Source organism: Orenia metallireducens (assembly GCF_001693735.1).
Taxonomy (GTDB): Bacteria; Bacillota; Halanaerobiia; order Halobacteroidales; family Halobacteroidaceae; genus Orenia; species Orenia metallireducens.
On record NZ_LWDV01000010.1, the window covers coordinates 689,373 to 708,871 of the forward strand.

The 19,499-nt window shown below is 32.1% G+C and carries 18 protein-coding genes, 1 pseudogene and 1 riboswitch; of the genes and pseudogenes, 2 read left to right on the forward strand and 17 right to left on the reverse strand.

All coding sequences use genetic code 11. The annotated features are described in order from the left end of the window. Positions 1–317 precede the first annotated feature (317 nt). Complete coding sequence (locus U472_RS15235; protein ID WP_068719594.1) at positions 318–1,832, forward strand: amino acid permease; 1,515 nt, start codon at positions 318–320, stop codon at positions 1,830–1,832. Between the two features lie 216 nt (positions 1,833–2,048). Next, the gene (locus tag U472_RS17775) at positions 2,049–2,240 is read left to right on the forward strand and encodes a HAMP domain-containing protein (protein ID WP_068719595.1); all 192 of its coding nucleotides are present in this window, start codon (positions 2,049–2,051) and stop codon (positions 2,238–2,240) included. A 215-nt stretch (positions 2,241–2,455) separates the two neighbouring features. Here U472_RS17775 and U472_RS15245 read toward each other — a convergent pair whose 3' ends face one another. The 17 genes and pseudogenes from U472_RS15245 to U472_RS15325 all read right to left on the reverse strand — a co-directional run bounded on the left by U472_RS15245 (position 2,456) and on the right by U472_RS15325 (position 19,480). Continuing rightward, positions 2,456–2,947, reverse strand: coding sequence for an FxsA family protein (locus U472_RS15245; protein ID WP_068719596.1), 492 nt, complete (start codon positions 2,945–2,947; stop codon positions 2,456–2,458). Positions 2,948–3,077: 130 nt separating this feature from the next. Further along, positions 3,078–4,784 (reverse strand): phosphoenolpyruvate--protein phosphotransferase, encoded by a 1,707-nt coding sequence (gene ptsP / locus U472_RS15250; RefSeq protein ID WP_068719597.1) that lies wholly within the window; start codon positions 4,782–4,784, stop codon positions 3,078–3,080. A 17-nt stretch (positions 4,785–4,801) separates the two neighbouring features. Beyond that, positions 4,802–5,065, reverse strand: a complete 264-nt coding sequence (locus U472_RS15255; protein ID WP_068719598.1) for an HPr family phosphocarrier protein — start codon at positions 5,063–5,065, stop codon at positions 4,802–4,804. Positions 5,066–5,384: 319 nt separating this feature from the next. Then, complete coding sequence (locus U472_RS15260; RefSeq protein ID WP_068719599.1) at positions 5,385–7,415, reverse strand: sigma 54-interacting transcriptional regulator; 2,031 nt, start codon at positions 7,413–7,415, stop codon at positions 5,385–5,387. Between the two features lie 33 nt (positions 7,416–7,448). Beyond that, entirely contained in the window at positions 7,449–8,222 is a 774-nt protein-coding gene (locus U472_RS15265; RefSeq protein WP_068719832.1) for an IclR family transcriptional regulator, read from the reverse strand. Positions 8,223–8,337: 115 nt separating this feature from the next. Next, entirely contained in the window at positions 8,338–9,069 is a 732-nt protein-coding gene (locus tag U472_RS15270; protein WP_068719600.1) for an NAD+ synthase, read from the reverse strand. 164 nt (positions 9,070–9,233) lie between these two features. Then, positions 9,234–9,692: a hypothetical protein gene (locus U472_RS15275; RefSeq protein WP_068719601.1), complete on the reverse strand. Its 459-nt coding sequence runs from the start codon at positions 9,690–9,692 to the stop codon at positions 9,234–9,236. Positions 9,693–9,824: 132 nt separating this feature from the next. Beyond that, a complete protein-coding gene (locus U472_RS15280; protein ID WP_068719602.1) occupies positions 9,825–10,343 on the reverse strand; it encodes an ECF transporter S component in 519 nt (172 codons plus the stop codon). Positions 10,344–10,762: 419 nt separating this feature from the next. Next, a complete protein-coding gene (panD, locus tag U472_RS15285; protein ID WP_068719603.1) occupies positions 10,763–11,122 on the reverse strand; it encodes an aspartate 1-decarboxylase in 360 nt (119 codons plus the stop codon). Between the two features lie 2 nt (positions 11,123–11,124). Next, positions 11,125–11,970, reverse strand: coding sequence for a pantoate--beta-alanine ligase (panC, locus tag U472_RS15290; RefSeq protein WP_068719604.1), 846 nt, complete (start codon positions 11,968–11,970; stop codon positions 11,125–11,127). A 12-nt stretch (positions 11,971–11,982) separates the two neighbouring features. Continuing rightward, positions 11,983–12,786, reverse strand: coding sequence for a 3-methyl-2-oxobutanoate hydroxymethyltransferase (gene panB / locus U472_RS15295; RefSeq protein WP_083189973.1), 804 nt, complete (start codon positions 12,784–12,786; stop codon positions 11,983–11,985). A gap of 257 nt (positions 12,787–13,043) precedes the next feature. Next, a complete protein-coding gene (locus tag U472_RS15300; protein WP_083189948.1) occupies positions 13,044–14,720 on the reverse strand; it encodes a formate--tetrahydrofolate ligase in 1,677 nt (558 codons plus the stop codon). A 293-nt stretch (positions 14,721–15,013) separates the two neighbouring features. Beyond that, positions 15,014–15,104, reverse strand: a riboswitch (ZMP/ZTP riboswitch). A 153-nt stretch (positions 15,105–15,257) separates the two neighbouring features. Then, positions 15,258–15,602: a class I SAM-dependent methyltransferase gene (locus tag U472_RS15305; RefSeq protein WP_068719605.1), complete on the reverse strand. Its 345-nt coding sequence runs from the start codon at positions 15,600–15,602 to the stop codon at positions 15,258–15,260. 83 nt (positions 15,603–15,685) lie between these two features. Beyond that, positions 15,686–16,390 (reverse strand): hypothetical protein, encoded by a 705-nt coding sequence (locus tag U472_RS15310; RefSeq protein ID WP_068719606.1) that lies wholly within the window; start codon positions 16,388–16,390, stop codon positions 15,686–15,688. Between the two features lie 73 nt (positions 16,391–16,463). Next, the gene (locus U472_RS15315) at positions 16,464–17,045 is read right to left on the reverse strand and encodes a hypothetical protein (RefSeq protein ID WP_068719607.1); all 582 of its coding nucleotides are present in this window, start codon (positions 17,043–17,045) and stop codon (positions 16,464–16,466) included. Between the two features lie 582 nt (positions 17,046–17,627). Continuing rightward, positions 17,628–18,043 (reverse strand): annotated as a pseudogene (locus tag U472_RS15320) (response regulator transcription factor); the annotation flags it as partial. 15 nt (positions 18,044–18,058) lie between these two features. Next, the gene (locus U472_RS15325) at positions 18,059–19,480 is read right to left on the reverse strand and encodes a hypothetical protein (protein ID WP_068719608.1); all 1,422 of its coding nucleotides are present in this window, start codon (positions 19,478–19,480) and stop codon (positions 18,059–18,061) included. Positions 19,481–19,499: the final 19 nt, after the last annotated feature.

Below are 19,499 nucleotides of genomic sequence, written 5' to 3' on the forward strand. Positions count from 1 at the left end.
AGTTGATGTTAACGTTTTTAAAAATTTTTATTATCTCTTTAAAATCTATAATTTTAGTTATTTAAAATAATATATCTTTGTATACTAAAATCAAATTACTTATTTTCTAAGTTATTAACACACTCTATGTTAAATAAGTCTTATCTAATATTATTAGATTTTATTCAGAAACTATCAATCGATATTATCTGTAATTAATTAGTTTTATATTCAACTTAATTAATAATGATATTTATAAAGTTATATTACTTTTTAATAATTAAAGACAACTAAGTACATACTAAGGTATGATTAATTTCTATACAGGAGGTATAAATATGTCTAAAGAAGGTGGATTATCAGTTTGGCATCTTACCATGTTGGCTCTTGGAACAGTAGTAGGAGGTTCTTTCTTTTTGGGATCAGCTATTGCTATTAGAACAGCTGGTCCTAGTATAATAATCTCATATCTTTTGGTAGGAGCACTAGTTTATATTATCTTGACAGCCCTTTCTGAGATGACTGTTGCAGAACAACTACCTGGCTCTTTTAGAACATATTCAAAAAGAATGTTTGGTTCCCTAGTAGGCTTTGTTGTAGGCTGGGTTTATTGGACTGGTTTAATTTTAGCTATGTCCAGTGAAGCTACAGCTGCATCATTATTAATCAGATCTTGGCTACCTACAATCTCTTTACCATTAACATCCATATTGATTATCATTGCAGTAACACTCCTAAATTTATTAGGGGCTAAAATATTAACAACATTAGAAAGCGGTTTAGCCTTAATCAAACTATCAGCTATAGTAGCATTTATATTAATAGGTCTAGCACTTATCTTCGGATTAACCCCAAATAGAACAGCTATCGGCATAGGAGCTTTAGCTACTGAACCCTTGCTTCCTGGTGGTCTATCAGGTCTTGCAGGTAGTATGTTAATAGTTATGTTCACCTATGCAGGATTTGAAATGATTGGGTTAGCCGCTTCTGAGGCAGAAGATGCCCATTCTACTATTCCCCGTGCTATTAAATATACAGTATTAGGGCTTGTAGGGCTATATTCTTTCGCTATACTCGTACTTCTACCTTTAATTCCAACAGCAGTACTTACAGAAGACGTAGGCCCTTTTGTAGCTGCCTTAGATAGAGTAGGTATTAGTTGGGTTGCAAACATTATGAATATCATCTTAATCATAGCAATTCTATCAACTATGCTTGCAGCTATGTTTGGTTTAGGGAGAATGGTGCGTTCCCTTGCTAAAGAAGGCTCTGCCCCTTCATGGTTAAAGGATAAAGGTGATGTTCCTTTTCGCGGAATAATATTCTCTGGAATAGGGATGGTTGCAGGTATGGGATTAGCTTATATACTCCCAAGTGAAATCTATGTCTTTTTAGTAAGCTCAGGAGGTTTCTCTTTGCTCTTTACCTATGTTATCATTATGGCTACACATTATAAATTTCGAAAAAAACAGGGATGTCCACCAACAGGAAACTGCCAACTTACAGGATATCCTTATACTTCTCTAGCTGCATTATTTTTCTTAGTAGCAATTATAAGCAGTATGCCTTTAATTTCTGGTCAAGCTTCAGGACTTATAGCAGGTTTAATACTTGTAGGCTTTTATACTTTGTCTTATATAGCTTTAAAAACCTACTCTTTAATAAAATCTAATGAAAATATATCTCTTATAAAAATTTTAGGAGTTAAAGATATTTATAAAGAAAAAGATAGAATTGGCAGCAAGAGATTAGTAAGGACTCTAAAACCTGCTACTAACTGGGAAGTTTCAGGAGAGTTAGTGGTGAATAAGTCTTATACTCAAAAAAATTCAATTAATAAAGATAAAATTTAAGCAACCCTTTATATAATATAGCTCTTAAATTCAAAGAATAGCTCAGATATATTTGAGCTATTCTTTTTTATTTTTACATTTCATTGAAATTAATCTTTTAAATAAAAGTTTTTTTATAAGGAGGATTATGAATCTGTCATTAATAATTACTTAGATGAATAGAACAGCAAGATAGATAAATTTAAATCAAGCACTCTGAAAGCATTAATAATTTCATTGGTATTTGTAATAGTTATATCTATCGTTATCTCTGCTAAGTTTTCTCATTATTTAGCTAAATGTATTAAGAAAATATTAGATGGCTTAAACCAAATAGCTAAGGGTAATTTTAATCATAAGTTAAATATTAATAGCAATGATGAATTAGAAGAGTTGAGTATAACCTTTAATGAAAGTAACAAAAATTAGACATTTAATTAAATCGGAACAATTATTAGGGTTAGCTAATGATTAGTTAGTAAACTGTTGTATTAGTGGAAAAATAATTATAGAGAAATATATTTATAGTTACTTAGTACCATATACACATAGGTAAAATTTTAATCTATATATTTATAAACTTTAATCATCCAAAAAATCCAGAATTTAAAAGATTAAAAAACTGGGAGATCTCCCCCAGTTTTTTAATCATCAATCTCTTCATAATCTACATCTATTGAATCAGATAAATCTTCCCATTCATCCTCTGCTTGATATTTAACTTCAGAATAGTTACTCCTCTTATCCTGATAATTAAAAGAACTTTGTTTATGGCTTATATGAACTTTGAATTTATTCTTTACTATATCTCTGATTAAATTTCTAGTAAACGGTATAATCAACATAAAACCACTAATATCAGTCAATAGACCTGGAGTTAAGAGCATCACTCCCCCAATTAGGATTAAGAGCCCTTCAATTAAACTATCAGCAGGCAGCTTACCTCTATCCAAAGAATTTTTAATCTTACTTATCACAATAAAACCTTGTTCACGGGCTAAGCTAACACCTATCACCCCAGTTAAAGCTACTAAAGCCAATGTAGCTAGTGGACCTATATACCCACCTAAGTTAATTAATATTGATAATTCAACCATGGGAACTATAGTAAATAATAATAGTAACCTTAAAAACATAATAGTCACCTTCTTAATTATAAGTTATTATCTACTATTATACCGTGATTAAATAAAATATACAAAATAATTATAAAAAAGCAACTGTCTGCACAGTTGCTTTTTGAGGAGTAATTCTAAAATTGTATGTTTATATATTACTTAAAAAAGCTTCAACTTCCTCAGCAGTTGAGAAAGTCAATGCTTTTTGAGCAATCTCTTTTGCTTCTTCTAAACTCATATTTCTGATTCCATCTTTAACCTCTGGAATAGAAACAGCACTCATACTAAATTCATCTAAACCAATACCCAATAGATAAGGTGTTAACCTCTTATCTCCTGCCATCTCTCCACACATTCCTGCCCAATTTCCTTCTGCATGAGCTGCTTCTACAACACGTTTGATTAAACGTAATAATGCAGGGTGGAATGGTTGATATAAGTGAGAGATATTCTCATTCATTCTATCAGTAGCAGTTGTATATTGAATTAAATCATTAGTACCGATACTAAAGAAGTCTGTCTCTTTAGCTAATATATCAGCTATCATTGCTGCTGCTGGAATCTCAATCATCATTCCAACTTCAAGATTTTCATCAAAGTCGATATTTTCAGCCTTCAACTCTGCTTTAACCTCTTCTAAAATTTCATTAGCTGCTCTTAACTGCTCTAATGCAGAGATCATTGGATACATAATCTTCACTTGTCCATAAGCACTAGCTCTTAAGATAGCTCTTAATTGAGTCTTGAAGATATCTATTCTATCTAAGCAGATTCTAATAGCTCTATAACCAAGGAATGGGTTCATCTCTTTTGGTAAATCCAAGTATGATAGTTCTTTATCACCACCGATATCCAAAGTTCTAATTACAACTGGACCATCCATCTTTTCAGCTACCTCTTTATAAGCAGCAAACTGCTCCTCTTCGGTAGGAAAAGAGTCTCTGTCCATATATAAGAACTCACTACGGAATAACCCAATACCTTCAGCACCATTAACTAAAGCACCTTTAACATCTTTAGGAGTACCTATATTAGCCACTAATTCAACTCTATGCCCATCTTTAGTCTCTCCAGCTAAATCTTTAAGTTCAGCCAATCTAGCCTTTCTCTGCTCATACTCTTCAGCCTTGTTCTTATATGAAGCCAATTGATCCTCGGTAGGATTGATGATAATATCACCATCTACCCCATCAACAATAATTTGGTCTCCATTTTCTACTATATCTAGAATCTCACTTACTCCAACTACAGCTGGCAACTCTAAAGAACGTGCCATAATTGCAGTATGAGAAGTTCTACCTCCAATTTTTGTAGCAAAACCTAAAACTTTATCTTTATTAACTTGAGCTGTATCAGAAGGAGTCAAGTCATCAGCAATCAATATTACCTCTTCATCCAATTGAGCTAAATTTACACTATCTATACCTAATAAATTCTTTAAGATTCTACTTCCTACATCACGAATATCACTTGCTCTTTCCTTCATATAATCATTATCCATATTCGCAAATAAAGTAGCAAATTGTTCTACAGTAGCATCTAAAGCTGCCTCTGCATTTATCTTTTCATTAGCAATCTTATTTTCAACAGCCGAAATCAATTCTGGATCTGCTAAAACCAATAGGTGAGCTTGGAAAATCTCAGCTTTATCATTTCCCATCTCTCTTTCAACTTTATCTTTAATAGCTTGTAGTTGTTCCTTAGAACGTTCTAGAGCATCATGTAATCTTGCTTTTTCACCTTCTACATCTTCAACAGTCTTCTTCTGGTAATCAAGATTCTCTTCTTCTAAAATTAAAACCTTACCAATTGCTATACCTGGAGATGCTGCTGTCCCCACTAATTCTTTACTCATTACTGCCAACTCCTTTCTTATTCTCCAAAACCACTTTCTAACAATTCAACCAATGCATCAACTGCTTCTTGAGCATTTTTCCCTTCTGCTTTGACAGTAACTTCAGTACTTTTACTAACACCTAAACTCATAATTCCCATAATACTCTTAGCATTAACTCCATTTCCATCCTTTTCAATAGTAATCTCTGCATCATACTTGTTAGCTAATTGAACAATCATAGATGCCGGACGTGCATGAATACCTGTCTCATTTTTAATTACAGCTTTTTTCTCTACCATTTCAATACCTCCAAATAATTTATATTTTAAATTTAAAATTTTAACAAGATTATATATTTTTCGTACACTAATTATTTAATGCAATTTTCATGCCAATATGTCTAATATAAATCTATCACATTTAAAAAAAGATGTAATAGGAATCATATTTGAGAATTAATTAGATTAAGGTATATATTTATAAACAATAAAGAAATATGGTATTAAACACTTAAATAAAGCCGATGGTTTATTTTTAAATTCAACTATATAGTTTTCCTAAATTTAATAAAAGATATTCTTTGATACTTATTACCAAGCTGTTATTCTTTTTTACCAACTACTCTTTGACCAAACCGTACTTTCTAGCTTTAGCAGCTACCGTTTTATGGGTAACCCCTAAAACCTTACCAGTAGCATTAAAACTTTTATATTTTTCTAAAGCTCTCTTAATAATTTCTCGTTCATACTCTTCTATACTAGCTATCTCTCCATCAGCAGTAAGATTGATTAAAGATCTCTGATTCTGATAATTATTCCTTATATAATCAGGTAAATCATCAATACTAATCTCTTGACTATCAGTAAAATTAATTCCCCTTTCAACAATATTTTGTAACTCCCTAACATTACCAGGCCAGGAATAGTTAGTTAATATCTCTAAAGCATCTTGGGAAATAGTATCAACCTTCTTATTTAGCCTTTCAGATAGTTTATCCAAAAAATGATTAACAAGTAAAGGAATGTCATCTTTTCTCTCTCTTAATGGTGGTAAGATAATAGGTATAACATTTAAACGATAATATAAATCTTCTCTAAAATTATTTTCTTCAATCATCTCTTCTAGATTCCTATTGGTAGCTGTAATCACTCTTATATTAACAGAAATCCGTTCTATTCCTCCAACCCTTTCAAATTCTCTCTCCTGTAACACTCTTAATAATTTAACCTGTAACTCAACAGACAATTCACCAATTTCATCTAAAAAGATAGTACCTCCATCTGCAAGTTCAAATTTACCAATCTTTCTATTAATAGCCCCAGTAAAGGCTCCCTTTTCATGTCCAAAAAGTTCACTCTCTATCAAATTAGAAGGAATAGCTGCACAATTTACTCTAATAAAAGGTTTATTCTTTCTGTTACTAGCATAGTGAATTGCTTCAGCAACCAACTCTTTTCCAGTACCACTCTCTCCTCTAATTAAAACCGTAGATGTTGTTTCAGCAGCTTTAGATGCTCTGACTAAAGAGTCCTTTAAAACCCCACTTCTTCCAATAATTCTTTCAAAAGAAGAGTCTAACTCCTTTTCTCTCTTTAACTCTTGTTCTAAATACTCAGCTTTAGCCGATAATTCCTTTAAACGATCAGCTAACTTCTCTATCTCTATCTTCTTCTTAGCTACTAAGACAGCTCCTTCTATCTCTCCATCTACTTGTATTGGATAAACATTGAAAATAATAACTAAATCATTATCCTTTTCTGTTACAACACCTGTTATACTTTCACCAGTCTCCAACACCTGCTGATAGGTCTTATCCTGATTGATCTCTTCTAGCTTACGTCCAACTACAGTCTCTATATCTATATTTAACATCTTGGCATAAGTTGGATTTAGATATTCGATACCACCCTTTTTATCAACAACACAGATTCCATCCTGTACCGATTCTAAAATTAAGTGTAACCGCTCTTTTAGTGCTCTTACCTCTTTTAACTCTCCTGATAATCTTTCTAGAGTAGAGATATCTTGAAAGACAGCAATCGCTCCTATAATTCGACCATTAGAGAATATTGGATTCCTATTGGTAACAATAGTCGCATCATTAATTTCTTGCCTCTTGCCTAACTCAGCTTGACCAGATTTAATTATCTCCTTAAGTTTAGAGTTGGCAATAACAGAATTTATATCCTCACCAATTACTCTATTGGCAGATAAGCCTGTAATTTTTTCAGCAGCAGGATTGAAACTGGTGATTACACCTTCCTGATCAACCACGATTACACCATTAGCAATATTATTAAAGACCTTATCCATTGTTAAGGTAGTCTCTTGAAGAACCTGATCGATTTCATCCCTTGTCTGTTTATCTTCTAGATCAAATTTACCCTTTAAAAATTTTGCAAATTCATGTAGCGACTTATCAGCATTATCACCTTTGCTGACTATCACCATCTTATCCCCATATTTTATATTACTAGAAATAACTGAAATCAAGCTCGTTGCTGGAAGAAGGTCATTCTCATTCCTACCTATAAATAATTTATCTTTGTATTTATTCTGAAGTTGAATAGATTCACGGACTATTAAAGCTGCCACTCTAGCATGTAATCCCTTTTCATGTTCAAAAATTAATATTTCCTTTCTTACCATTTAATTTTCCTCCATATACAAAGTATTATACAATCAGCCTTTAATTCTTATGCCTCCAATATTTTTGGAAATCTCTATAGCCTTACTTGTTACTAAGGGAATTAGTTTATTATATAAAAATTTATCAGTAATTCTAATATTAGGACCAGAAACACTAATAGCAGCAATCACCTCCCCATCACCATTTTTAATAGGAGCTGCTACACATCTAACCCCTTCTTCCATCTCCTCAAAATCAATAGCATATCCTTGTGATTTAATCTGTTTGAGGTTATCCTTCAATTCTTCAATATCGGTAATAGTTTCTGAAGTGAATTTAGTCAATTCCATCCGTTTTAATACTTTATCTAACTCCTTTTTATCTAAATAGGCCAACAATACCTTTCCTGCACCTAAAGAATGAGCAGGTCCTTTACTCCCAATATTAGCAAACATTCTGACCAAGTTAGTTGATTCAACTTGATCAATATAAACAACCTCTCCTTGGTCTAAAATAACTAGATTGGCAGTTTCATTACATGCATCTACAATCTCCCTTAAATAAGGGCGAACTATAGCTTTTAAATCTAAAGAGTCCTCTAAAATACTAACTATCTCAAAGATACGAACACCTAACTTATATCTGCCAGTCTCCTCTTTTTCAACAAAGCCTCTATATATTAATGTATTTAATAACCTATGTACAGTACTAATATTTAGGTCCACCTCTTCACTAATTTCACTTAAATTCATTGATTGGTTCTGTTCGACCAATAATTCTAAAATTCTCAATGCCCTATCAACGGATTGAACTAATGTCTTTCCCATCTCCCAACCTCCATTTTTATAATATGAAAATATTATAACATATTTATCATAATATGAAAAGAAAATAGGAGTGAACATCTCGTTCACTCCTAGAAAATTACTATATAATATTGATTTAAAATGAAGGAATAGGTATACTTTTTAACTTATGGGCATTCTTAGCAGCTAAATCATCAACAACTTCTTTAACCCTAGGCTCTGCTTCTCCTGTTAAGATATACTTATCTAGTTCTTCATAGGTAATACCCATCTCAGACTCATCAGTCTGTCCACCCCATAATCCAGCCGATGGGGCTTTAGTAATAATTCTCTCTGGAACTCCTAAAAGTTTAGCAACCTCTCGAACCTCTAATTTAACCAAATTACCCAAAGGTGCAATATCAATACCACCATCACCAAATTTAGTGAAGTAGCCAACCTTCAACTCACTTCTGTTATCAGTACCTACAACTAAACTATTATTGATACTAGCATGATAATAAAGAGTAGTCATTCTCAGCCTAGGTTTGATATTAGCAACAGCCATACTCTTCTCTACATCAGCCTTACCTTCAATTGATTCTAATAGTTGGTCAAAAGTAGAACTTAAATCAACTACTTTATAAGAAATATCAAATTCTTCAGCTACTGCCTGAGCGTCCAAAGCATCTTGTGGATCACTATAACAAGGCATAATCACCCCTAAAGTATTATCTGGAAAAGCCTTCTTACATAAAGTAGCCGTTACTGCTGAGTCAATTCCTCCACTTAAACCAATTACCGCTCCATTACACCCTGCCTCTGTTACCTTATCTCTAATCCATTCTACCAATTGCTCAATTATTTGATTATAATCTTTTTCTAACATTTTCTCTCCTCCAAACCAGTAATAACTATAATATTCTAACCGAAGTCTTATTTAATTAATTATAACACAGATAGAATAATTTGCAAAAGGTAAACTACAAAATCATGAGTGATGATTAGCTAATCACCACTCATAAACTCTTGTTATTTACTCTTTATTTCCTGCTAGATAAATGGACTGCTAACCCAATCGATAAATAATAATGTAGGAAGAACCTCTTCATCATCTAGATCATAAGAAAAATCAAAGGAATTATGTAACTTGATCTCAATCACCTTATCTTCATTATATAAAAAATTAATCTCTTCTTCTTTTTTAAAGACCCGAAAATCATCTTTATTTATCTCCAAGGCTAACTCCTGATCATTTTCAGCACCTGGAACATAAAGTTTATACTCTACCATCACCAACATCAATTTATCCTCTAAATTTACTGCTCGTAAAAAAGGTATAGGTTTAGAAATCCCATGAGGATAATCAGCATTACGGATTTGGGGAACAACACAATCTAATAAGACTCCATATCCTTTATCAGAAATTAAATTATTAAATAGATTAGTAACTTCTTCATAATCAATCTCTTTACCATAATTGTTATCTTTACTGGTATAAAACTTACTCATTCTCCTACCTCCTTTTTATTAGAATACCATAAAACAATTATTTTGATTAATAATTTTACACTTTAAAAGAAAAAAGAGAAGGAATCATCTTCCTTCTCTTAATATTAACTATTAAATTATTATTCAATAAAACTAAGCTGCTAAACGGGATCTTTGCAATCCCTTAGCAATAGCCACAGTAATTAGTACAGCAATTATAACTTCTGGAATTCCATGACTAACAGCAATAGTAACAGCCGTTTCCCAGTTAGGTAAGTAACCTCTAATTACTCCCAAGGATAACACACCAACGGTATTGGTTATAGTACCTACTATAGCCGCTATACCTGTTGCCATTAAATTATTTTTAATAGCCATATATGCATATGCAGCAAATATACCAATCAAGACCCTTGGGAGAATAGCTATTATTGGATCTGAAAATAAGGCAGCACCACCACGCAAAAAACTGAACAAGCCAAATATCAAACCAACAGCACCTCCAACTAAAGGTCCCTCTATAATCGCCCCAATAATCACTGGGATATGCATTATAGTTGCTGAACCTGCTGGAGTAGGAACTGGGATAAATCCTAGTGGTGTTGAGCCTAGTAATAATGATATCGCTCCTAGTATTCCAGTTATCGTTAATTGTCTTACTGTAAATTTCATTAATACTCCTCCTTATTTTTTGATAATTAATATATGATAATTTCATTTATTATAAATTGATATTTATCGTATAATGGGTATAAAGAGACACTTTTCACTTTTAAAAAACAAACAAAATTATTAAAACATTTTTCGGGAAAGCTTATCAGCTTTTTTCCCGAGTTACTTTTAGCATTACCATAAAAGTAACCAAAAGGTCTAGAAGAAAATTAAACTCTCTCAGCAATCAACACCTATTGAAATTGAGAAATATGGTACTTCTAATTCAAAGATCATACCGTAACTATTACTTCTTGAAAATGTTTGCTTCGTTCAAACATTAATTTTCTTCAATTTAAAATCTTTAAAATCTTTTAATTATCAATTCTCAACTCCACCTTCTCAATTCTAAAAAATATTGCAATATCTTTCTTTCATATTTAAATATCACAATCACAAATCTGATTATCTTCATTGACTAACACAACTTTAGGACTTAATTCTTTAGATTCACTTTCATTCATCAGAGCATAGGAGATTATAATTACAGTATCACCTGTTTGAGCCTTTCTAGCTGCTGCTCCATTTAAACAGATAACCCCTGAGCCCTTTTCACCGGGAATAACATAAGTTTCTAATCGTTCACCATTATTATTATTTACAACCTGCACCCTCTCATTAGGGAGTATATCAGCAGCCTCCATTAACTCTTGATCTATAGTGATACTACCAATATAATTCAAATTAGCATCAGTCACCTTCGCCCGATGAATTTTGGATTTATACATCATCCTTATCATACCTATACCTCCAGAAGAATATTATCTATAAGTCTAGTTTCACCAATATAGACAGCTAATGCAATCAATATTTTCCCTGTAACTAAATCGACTTCTTTGAGATTCTTTTCATTAGCAATATGTACATAATCTATCCTAGCCAAAGGTTCATTTTCTATATTCTTTATAATTTGAGATTTAATTAAGTTAGCGTCTCTTTTGCCAGCTTCTATCATATTCTTAGCCAAAGTCAAAGATTTAAATAAAATTAAAGCAGCCTCTCTTTCTTTAGTACTTAAATACTTATTACGAGAGCTCATAGCCAATCCATCTTCTTCTCTTACAATAGGTACAACTACTATCTTTACATCAAAGTTTAAATCTTCTACCATCTTCTTAATAACCAAGACCTGCTGAGCATCCTTTTGACCAAAATAAGCTCTATCAGGGTTTACAATGTTAAATAACTTAGTTACTATAGTACAAACACCTCTAAAATGCCCTGGTCTAGAAGCCCCACAAAGTTTTGTAGTCAAGTCGTCTACCTCAACTCTAGTACAGGCATTTTTTAGATAAATCTCTTCAACCTTTGGAGCAAAAATAATATCAATACCTACCCCTTTAGCTAACTTAGCGTCATGCTCTAAATTTCGAGGGTAATCCTCATAATCCTCATCTGGACCAAATTGAGTTGGGTTGATAAAGATACTGGCTATTACTATATCATTCTCCTCTTTAGCCCTTTCCATCAAAGTTAAATGCCCCTGATGTAAGTAACCCATAGTAGGTACAAACCCTATTTTCTTTCCTTCTCTTCTTCTAGCTTTCACATAATCTCTAATATCAGAAATCCTATGATATATCTCCACTCTACTTCCTCCTTAAAAACTCTCTTCTACTTTAGGAAATTCCCCCTGTTTAACATCATTCTTATACTTCGATATTGCTAAACTTATATCAGTATCTAACTCAGCATATCTTCTGACAAATTTAGGCCTAAAATTAGAGAAGAGCCCTAACATATCTTGGGTTACGAGAACCTGACCATCACAAGCATTTCCAGCACCTATACCTATAGTTGGAATAGATATTCTTTCAGTCACTTCTTTAGCTAAATCAGCTGGAATACATTCCAATACAACTGCAAAAACCCCTGCCTTCTCCAAAACCAATACATCTTCAAGCAATTTCTTTCTAGCCTCAACCTCTCTTGCTTGAACTTTAAATCCTCCAAATTGATTGACAGATTGTGGGGTAAGACCTAAGTGTCCCATCACTGGAATTCCAGCTTGAACAACAGCCTTTACTTCCTCTGATATTTCACTGCCACCCTCTAATTTAACAGCTCCTACTCCAGTCTCTTTGATAATCCTTCCTGCATTCTGTACTGTCTTAGAAATATCATCTATCTTATAAGACATAAAAGGCATATCACTAACTACTAGGGACTCTTTTACTCCTCTAGCTACTGCCTTACTATGGTAGATAATATCATCTAAAGTTACTGCCAAAGTATCTTCATAACCCAAAACAACCATCCCTAAAGAGTCCCCAACTAAAATCACATCAATTCCAGCTCGATCTATCAGTTGAGCAGTAGGATAATCATAGGCTGTTAGCATAGTAATCTTCTGACCTAGCTCCTTCCTTTCTTGTAAAGTCTTGACAGTTATCTTTTCTCTCACTTCTATCACCTCACTTCTACTGATAATTAAGCTCTGGTAAATCAAATAGAAAAAGCCCTCTCATCCTTTAAGGACAAGAAGGCTTTTATAATCATAACCAAGCATAACTATATCATTAGACATAGTTATCCTAATATTTCAGATTCATACCGTCTCGGTCCTTGAGGATCCAAGCGAAAATATTAAATTGTATATAAAAATAGAAAAATCTACTACTATTATACTAAGTAAAACTTTTAATTGCAACCCTAAGTAAATTAAAATAACCCTGTAATCTTACCATTCTCATCAATATCTATATTCTCAGCAGCAGGTCGCTTAGGTAATCCTGGCATCGTCATCACATTTCCAGTTAATGCTACCAAAAATCCTGCACCTGCAGATACATTAATCTCTCTTACTGTTACTTCAAACCCCATCGGTCTTCCTTTCAAAGCAGGATTATCTGATAATGAAACAGGAGTCTTAGCCATACAGATTGGCATCTTATCAAAACCATCCTTAACTAGCTGCTTAATATCCTTCTTAGCTTGAGCTGTAAAGTTAACCTTAGCTGCTCCATATATTTCAGTAGCAATCTTAATTATCTTATCTTCAATAGAATCTTCAACATCATATAATACTTTGAAATCACTTGGCTTTTCAATTAGCTCCAATACCTTCTCAGCCAACTCGATTCCACCTTCTCCACCTTTAGCCCAAACTTGAGATAAGGCTACTTCTACTCCTAACTCTTCACAACGCTCTTTAATTAAATTCAATTCCGCCTCTGTATCTGTTGGAAATTCATTAATAGCAACAACTAAAGGCACTCCAAACTTCTGAACATTCTCAATATGCTTCTCTAAATTCTCTAAACCAGCTGCCAATGCATTTAAATTCTCCTCATTTAGTTCATCTTTGCTTACACCACCATGAAGCTTTAGAGCGCGAGCAGTAGCTACTACTACAACTGCATCAGGGGCTAACCCAGCAAAACGACATTTGATATTAAAGAACTTCTCCGCTCCTAAATCTGCCCCAAATCCAGCCTCTGTAACTACATAATCAGCAGTTTTAAGGGCTAATTTAGTAGCCATAACACTATTACAACCATGAGCAATATTAGCAAAAGGACCACCATGGATAAAGGCAGGAGTATTCTCTAAAGTCTGTACTAAATTAGGCTTGATTGCATCTTTTAATAATGCTGCCATTGCACCAGCAACCTTTAGATCTTTAGCTGTAATTGCTTCTCCTTCATAGTTATAAGCTACAACCATCTTACCTAGTCTTTCTTTTAAGTCCAATATCCCCTCTGCTAGACATAAAATCGCCATTACTTCAGAAGCAACGGTAATCATATATCCATCTTGACGAGGCTGACCATTTGCCGTTCCACCAAGACCTACTACTATCTCTCTTAAAGCACGGTCATTCATATCTACTACACGTTTAAAATTAATCTTAGTTTGATCTAAATTCAACTCATTTCCTTGCTTAATATGATTATCAATAGCTGCTGATAATAAATTATGAGCTATACCAATAGCATGAATATCACCTGTAAAATGTAAGTTAATATCCTCCATCGGTACAACTTGTGAATAACCTCCACCAGCTGCTCCTCCTTTAATTCCCATACATGGTCCTAAAGAAGGTTCACGTAATGCTATTGCAGTATTCTTCCCTATCTTATTTAAAGCTTGACCTAAACCAACAGTAGTAGTTGATTTTCCTTCTCCTGCTGGAGTAGGATTAATAGCTGTAGTTAAGATTAACTTAGCTGTCTTTTCTTTTTCCATCAACCTCCGATAAGTCTCTAATTTGATCTTTGCTTTATAATCACCATATAATTCAATATCATCTTCAGTCAATCCTAACTTGGCAGCTATCTCTTTAATATGTAACATCTTCGCCTCTTGGGCAATCTCAATATCTGACTTATAACTCACTTTTATCTTCCTCCCTTTAAGTTATTATCATTTTTAATATTTCTTTATCCTTCTAGATTTATCCTTCGTTTTTAATTTTTATGAATACTAACTTCTCTGATATAAAACAGTTTTTAACCTATTCAATTTTGTCTTTTCTTCTTGCTATTCACTACTTAACTCTTACTACTCCCCCTACGAGTTTTTATAGTTAAAAAAACTCTCCGTGAGCCGCTGATAATCTCTGTTTCTTAACCCAAAGCATCCATATAACGGCTCTACAAAAAAAACCGCCTGAACAAATAGCTTTTTATACTATCTGCCCAGGCGGTCGGCTAATTTATTATATAAGTCATAATCCCCTATGGTTAACTCCATAATTATCCGCCAGTATTATGACTACTTTTGCTTTGATTATAACATAATAGTTTTTTCTTAGTCAAGATTAAAAAAATTACATTTAATATCTTTTTATGGGATAATAAATCTTTAAACGTCCATTTATTTGCTCTAGAGACCACCCTAAATGAAGTTTTTAGTTAATATACTTTACAAGAATTATATTTTCTTTTTTCTTTTAGCACCACAATTACTACGTCTATTTTGATATAATAAATCTACTTTTAAATAATCCTTAAACCTAATTGCTCTAGAATCAAAACCAGCACCAAAAATTAAAATCTGCTCGATATCTTTGGCAAATTTATCAAAAAATTCATCAATCACTTCTGTTCTACCAATAATATATTGATACATACCTGAATTAAAAAATATCTTTTTAAATTGCTTTCTGAGAAAACTAACTTTTAAAATCATCTTAAAGAAAAATGGAAGAAAGATTGGAGCAATATAATCATCACTTTTATATAAATCATCATCTTCTTGAAAGGATAGTGCCTGCAATAATCATATCATTGGTGCTGTCCTCGAAACTTTCTTATTAATTCTCTTTAACATAATTAATTTCTCCTTTTTAAATATACTTTTTATTCAGCAGCATAACCTGAAACTTTAAAATCATCAAAGTAACTAATAACAGAATTCATTAAAGTATCTGAGTTATCTTCAGTAGCAGCACCTGCACTAGAGACAAAGACTCCTACATTAACGCCTTCCTCATGAGTATCTATCCCCGTTAACTTTCCTACAATATTTTCATTAATATAAAAGATGGCCTCATCATTATTTTGCTTTATTTTGATTCTATTCTGACCCCATTCATTAAGATGGCTTGTTTCTTCAGTTGTTAAATGAGTCCAACCATCTCCTGTAATTTCATTGTATCTACTAATACTATATTTTCCTAAATAAGGAGTAATCCGGAAAACATAATAATCAACGGAATCTTCATCCTCAACGCCATTAAAAATTACTCCAGAATGCCCCTCCCTTAGAGGCTGCTCTATATTTGCCTCAAGAGTATATTCTGATCCCAACTTAGCAATTGGAGCAATACTTGGAACTATTAAGCCACCTTTGAATAATTTAATTTCATAAGTACCATGGTCATTATAAGTTTTACTTGAAACATCATCTGTTCCAGTAACCCAACCAATATTTATACTACTAAAATCATCATGAAAATTTATTAATGTTGGTTCATTATTTTTAATAACCTCATCATCACCACTACAACCAGTTAACAATAGTAAAGCAATTAATGATACTACTACAGCAAAATTAAATTTCATAATACATTCTCTCCTTTTTATATTTTTAGGCATAAATCTTACTAATAATCATCGATTAAAATCTTAGTTGATTTTAATCTTTATTAAATAGAAAGTTAATAATTAACTTCCAGATATGATTGTAACGATCAGTTTCAACCTTATCATAGTCTAACTCTTTCTCACCTAAGAAGTGAGAATCTCTTATAACTATCTTTTCTCCTTCGCCAATAAAACCATTTAAAAATTCACACCCTCTTACCCTAGCATTCTTAGCAAAAATAGACTTTAATAAAGATCCTTCCTTAATATTAGCACTATCTGCATAAATATTGACAATCATACCTTTAGGAATCTTAATCTCAAAATATACTTCGTTCAAAGTAAAAGCTAACTTATTATCATCAAGATCATTGGGATAATTTTGAAGATGTTCTTCTTTATCAAAAGATATTACATTATTATCTGTAATAATCTCATATGGCTCTCTTACCAGATATGTCGTATCTATTTTTACATAGTTTCCATTCCAGGTCTCTACTCTTATCCGTGATCCTTTGAAATCCAGAGTTAATTCTTCCTCAATATCAACCTTTATATTTGAAGCACTTGCCAGTCCATTTAGAATAAATATTAAGGAAAATAAACAAATAAAGATTATAAATTTTGATCTCATTTATTCCCCCCCTTTCTTAAAAATAATTTTACTTTAACCTTAAATATATAATACATTATATATTTTAAAAAAGCCCCTAACTAAAGTTAGGAATTACAAAGCCCTTAGAAAATTCTAAGGGTCTTATCTGCTATCATTATTTAAATAACTATTCTAATCAAAGATCAGCCTTATTAAAATATACTATACTAGCTATTAAAGATAAACTAAAGGTAATAACTAAAGTTATCCATGAATGAGTTATTGAATATTCAGCTATATCTACAATCCCAAGCCCTGAAACACTAATTACCGTCGGTATAGTCTAAGGAAAAATAGCAGCATATTTAGAATTTGTAATAAGAATTGCAACCAAAGACGTAAAAATACTAAAACCAATTGCAGGCATAAAGTCTTTAAATATTAGAGTAATTAGAATAATAGTAGGAGTTAAAGCAAAAAGTAATACTCCACCTAATAAATAAATTTTAAGATATTTTATCAAAAGAGATGAAGTCAAGCCTGCAAAATTACCTACTAAGCCTAATATCTAAGCTAGAAGTATAGCAACTATCATCAATAATAGAATCCATCCTAATTATCATATACCAATCTGTTGCTATCCTCTTTAGGATTATCACTTCCTAACACAAAGAATCTACGTAAATGATCCTTTACTCTTGCTATTAGCTCATTAATATTAAAGGGTTTAGTAATATAATCATCTGCCCCAATTCTTAATCCCAATACTTTATCAATTTCAGCATCTTTGGCACTTAACATGATTATAGGTATATTCGTTGCCTCTCTAAGCTTTCTACAAACTTCAATTCCATCTACCTTAGGCATCATTATATCTAAAATAATTAAGTTATACTTATCTTTAGAATTGAGCATTTCAAGAGCTTCTTCACCGTTAGAAGCAATATCTACCCTATAGCCTTCTATTTCTAAATATTTTTTAAAAGCTTCTGGATTTCTTCTTCATCATCTGCAACTAAAATCTTTATATTTTCCATATTATTTCTCACCGCTTAAACTATAACATCTATATCCTTTACTCTATAATCCTGAAGTTCTTTAGGCATCATACTTATAAATTCATTCCAATCTTCCTTTAATAAAGATAGATAGTCAGATTTTGAATTAGTTGCATATGTTGTCTCTTGTTTTTCTCTTAAAACTGCTAATGCTTTCTTATATTCATTACTAATTGTATCTGCTGATTTTCCACCAATTTCTGCAAATAAATTAATCATACTTTGCCTACTTTTATTATCAAAAAAAGGAGTATAATCGCTCATACCTTTCTCAGTTCCTACACTTTCTATGATTTTCTCTCTACTTATTTGCATCAATCCATCTAATACACTAGCTTGCTTGTTAATTAATCTATCAAGTCCTAACATTAGTTTATCACTAAAATCCTTAGGTAAAGCATGCTTTGTAGCAAAAAGCATCTTAGCTTTTGCCTGCCCCCATTCTACAGATTTAGTAATTCCATCAAAACTATTTGTAAAAGAATATAGATTTTCGTATGCTGAAGCAATAGTCTTAGAAGTATATTCTAATTCAGAATAACTCATTTCTTCAATCTTATTCTTTGAATTTTCCTCAGATTTCTCTTTTAAATTTTCTTCAACATCTTTTAGCTGGCTATTTAATTTATTTTGGAAGAAGTCCATATTAGCCTCATCTTCGCTCTGCATTTTATATCTAGTGACAGCTGTGTTTAACTTCATACATAATACTTCCCCATTTTCATCAGTACAAGTCTCAGGATTTATCTCATAGGTCACTCTGCTATTAACCATCTTATCCCATTCTGTTTGATGTTCTCTCTTAACTTCTCTGATATAACTAATATTTTCATTCATTATCCTATATAGATTATTAACAAATTCTTCTTTATTAAAATCATCTCCAAAATAATGTTTAAAATTATCTGCATATTGAGAGAATAATTCTGCTGCTGTTTCTTCTAATATACTATCTTTTCGTTCAAGTGCTGCTTCTTTTTCAGCACCATCATAGTTTTTTTTGATTCTATCACTCCACACCTCATTCTTTATAGCTAATCTTTGAATAAAACTACTGTCAAACATTTTATCCCAATCTGCCTTTACAAATAAGGAGTCTAAACTATTACCTTCATTTTTAAAAATCTCAGTAATATCCTTACCATGAAGAGACATTGCCTGTTTAAAGTCTAATTTTAATGGATTAACTGAACTTAAATGCTCTTTAATTAACTCTTTTTTTCTTGTAGTTGATTCTTTAATTTTTTCTAAGCTCTCTTTTGAAATCTCAATCTTATTAAAATCAAAAGGTAGTTCTACCTCACTATAATGAGGATCTTCTACAGATATTTCTGCTGATTCTATTCTATCTCTGACTGTATTAATATTATCAAATCTTAAATAACTTGAAACAAATCCACTAATGTTTATATCCATTTTAGTCCCCTTTTTTAAT

What these genes read in the sequence shown, in the direction of transcription:
- U472_RS15235 (WP_068719594.1), top strand. Translation starts at nt 318, where the DNA reads ATGTCTAAAGAAGGTGGATTATCAGTTTGGCATCTTACCATGTTGGCT.
- U472_RS15245 (WP_068719596.1), bottom strand. Translation starts at nt 2,947, where the DNA reads ATGTTTTTAAGGTTACTATTATTATTTACTATAGTTCCCATGGTTGAA.
- ptsP (WP_068719597.1), bottom strand. Translation starts at nt 4,784, where the DNA reads ATGAGTAAAGAATTAGTGGGGACAGCAGCATCTCCAGGTATAGCAATT.
- U472_RS15255 (WP_068719598.1), bottom strand. Translation starts at nt 5,065, where the DNA reads ATGGTAGAGAAAAAAGCTGTAATTAAAAATGAGACAGGTATTCATGCA.
- U472_RS15260 (WP_068719599.1), bottom strand. Translation starts at nt 7,415, where the DNA reads ATGGTAAGAAAGGAAATATTAATTTTTGAACATGAAAAGGGATTACAT.
- U472_RS15265 (WP_068719832.1), bottom strand. Translation starts at nt 8,222, where the DNA reads ATGGGAAAGACATTAGTTCAATCCGTTGATAGGGCATTGAGAATTTTA.
- U472_RS15270 (WP_068719600.1), bottom strand. Translation starts at nt 9,069, where the DNA reads ATGTTAGAAAAAGATTATAATCAAATAATTGAGCAATTGGTAGAATGG.
- U472_RS15275 (WP_068719601.1), bottom strand. Translation starts at nt 9,692, where the DNA reads ATGAGTAAGTTTTATACCAGTAAAGATAACAATTATGGTAAAGAGATT.
- U472_RS15280 (WP_068719602.1), bottom strand. Translation starts at nt 10,343, where the DNA reads ATGAAATTTACAGTAAGACAATTAACGATAACTGGAATACTAGGAGCG.
- panD (WP_068719603.1), bottom strand. Translation starts at nt 11,122, where the DNA reads ATGATAAGGATGATGTATAAATCCAAAATTCATCGGGCGAAGGTGACT.
- U472_RS15310 (WP_068719606.1), bottom strand. Translation starts at nt 16,390, where the DNA reads ATGAAATTTAATTTTGCTGTAGTAGTATCATTAATTGCTTTACTATTG.
- U472_RS15315 (WP_068719607.1), bottom strand. Translation starts at nt 17,045, where the DNA reads ATGAGATCAAAATTTATAATCTTTATTTGTTTATTTTCCTTAATATTT.
- U472_RS15325 (WP_068719608.1), bottom strand. Translation starts at nt 19,480, where the DNA reads ATGGATATAAACATTAGTGGATTTGTTTCAAGTTATTTAAGATTTGAT.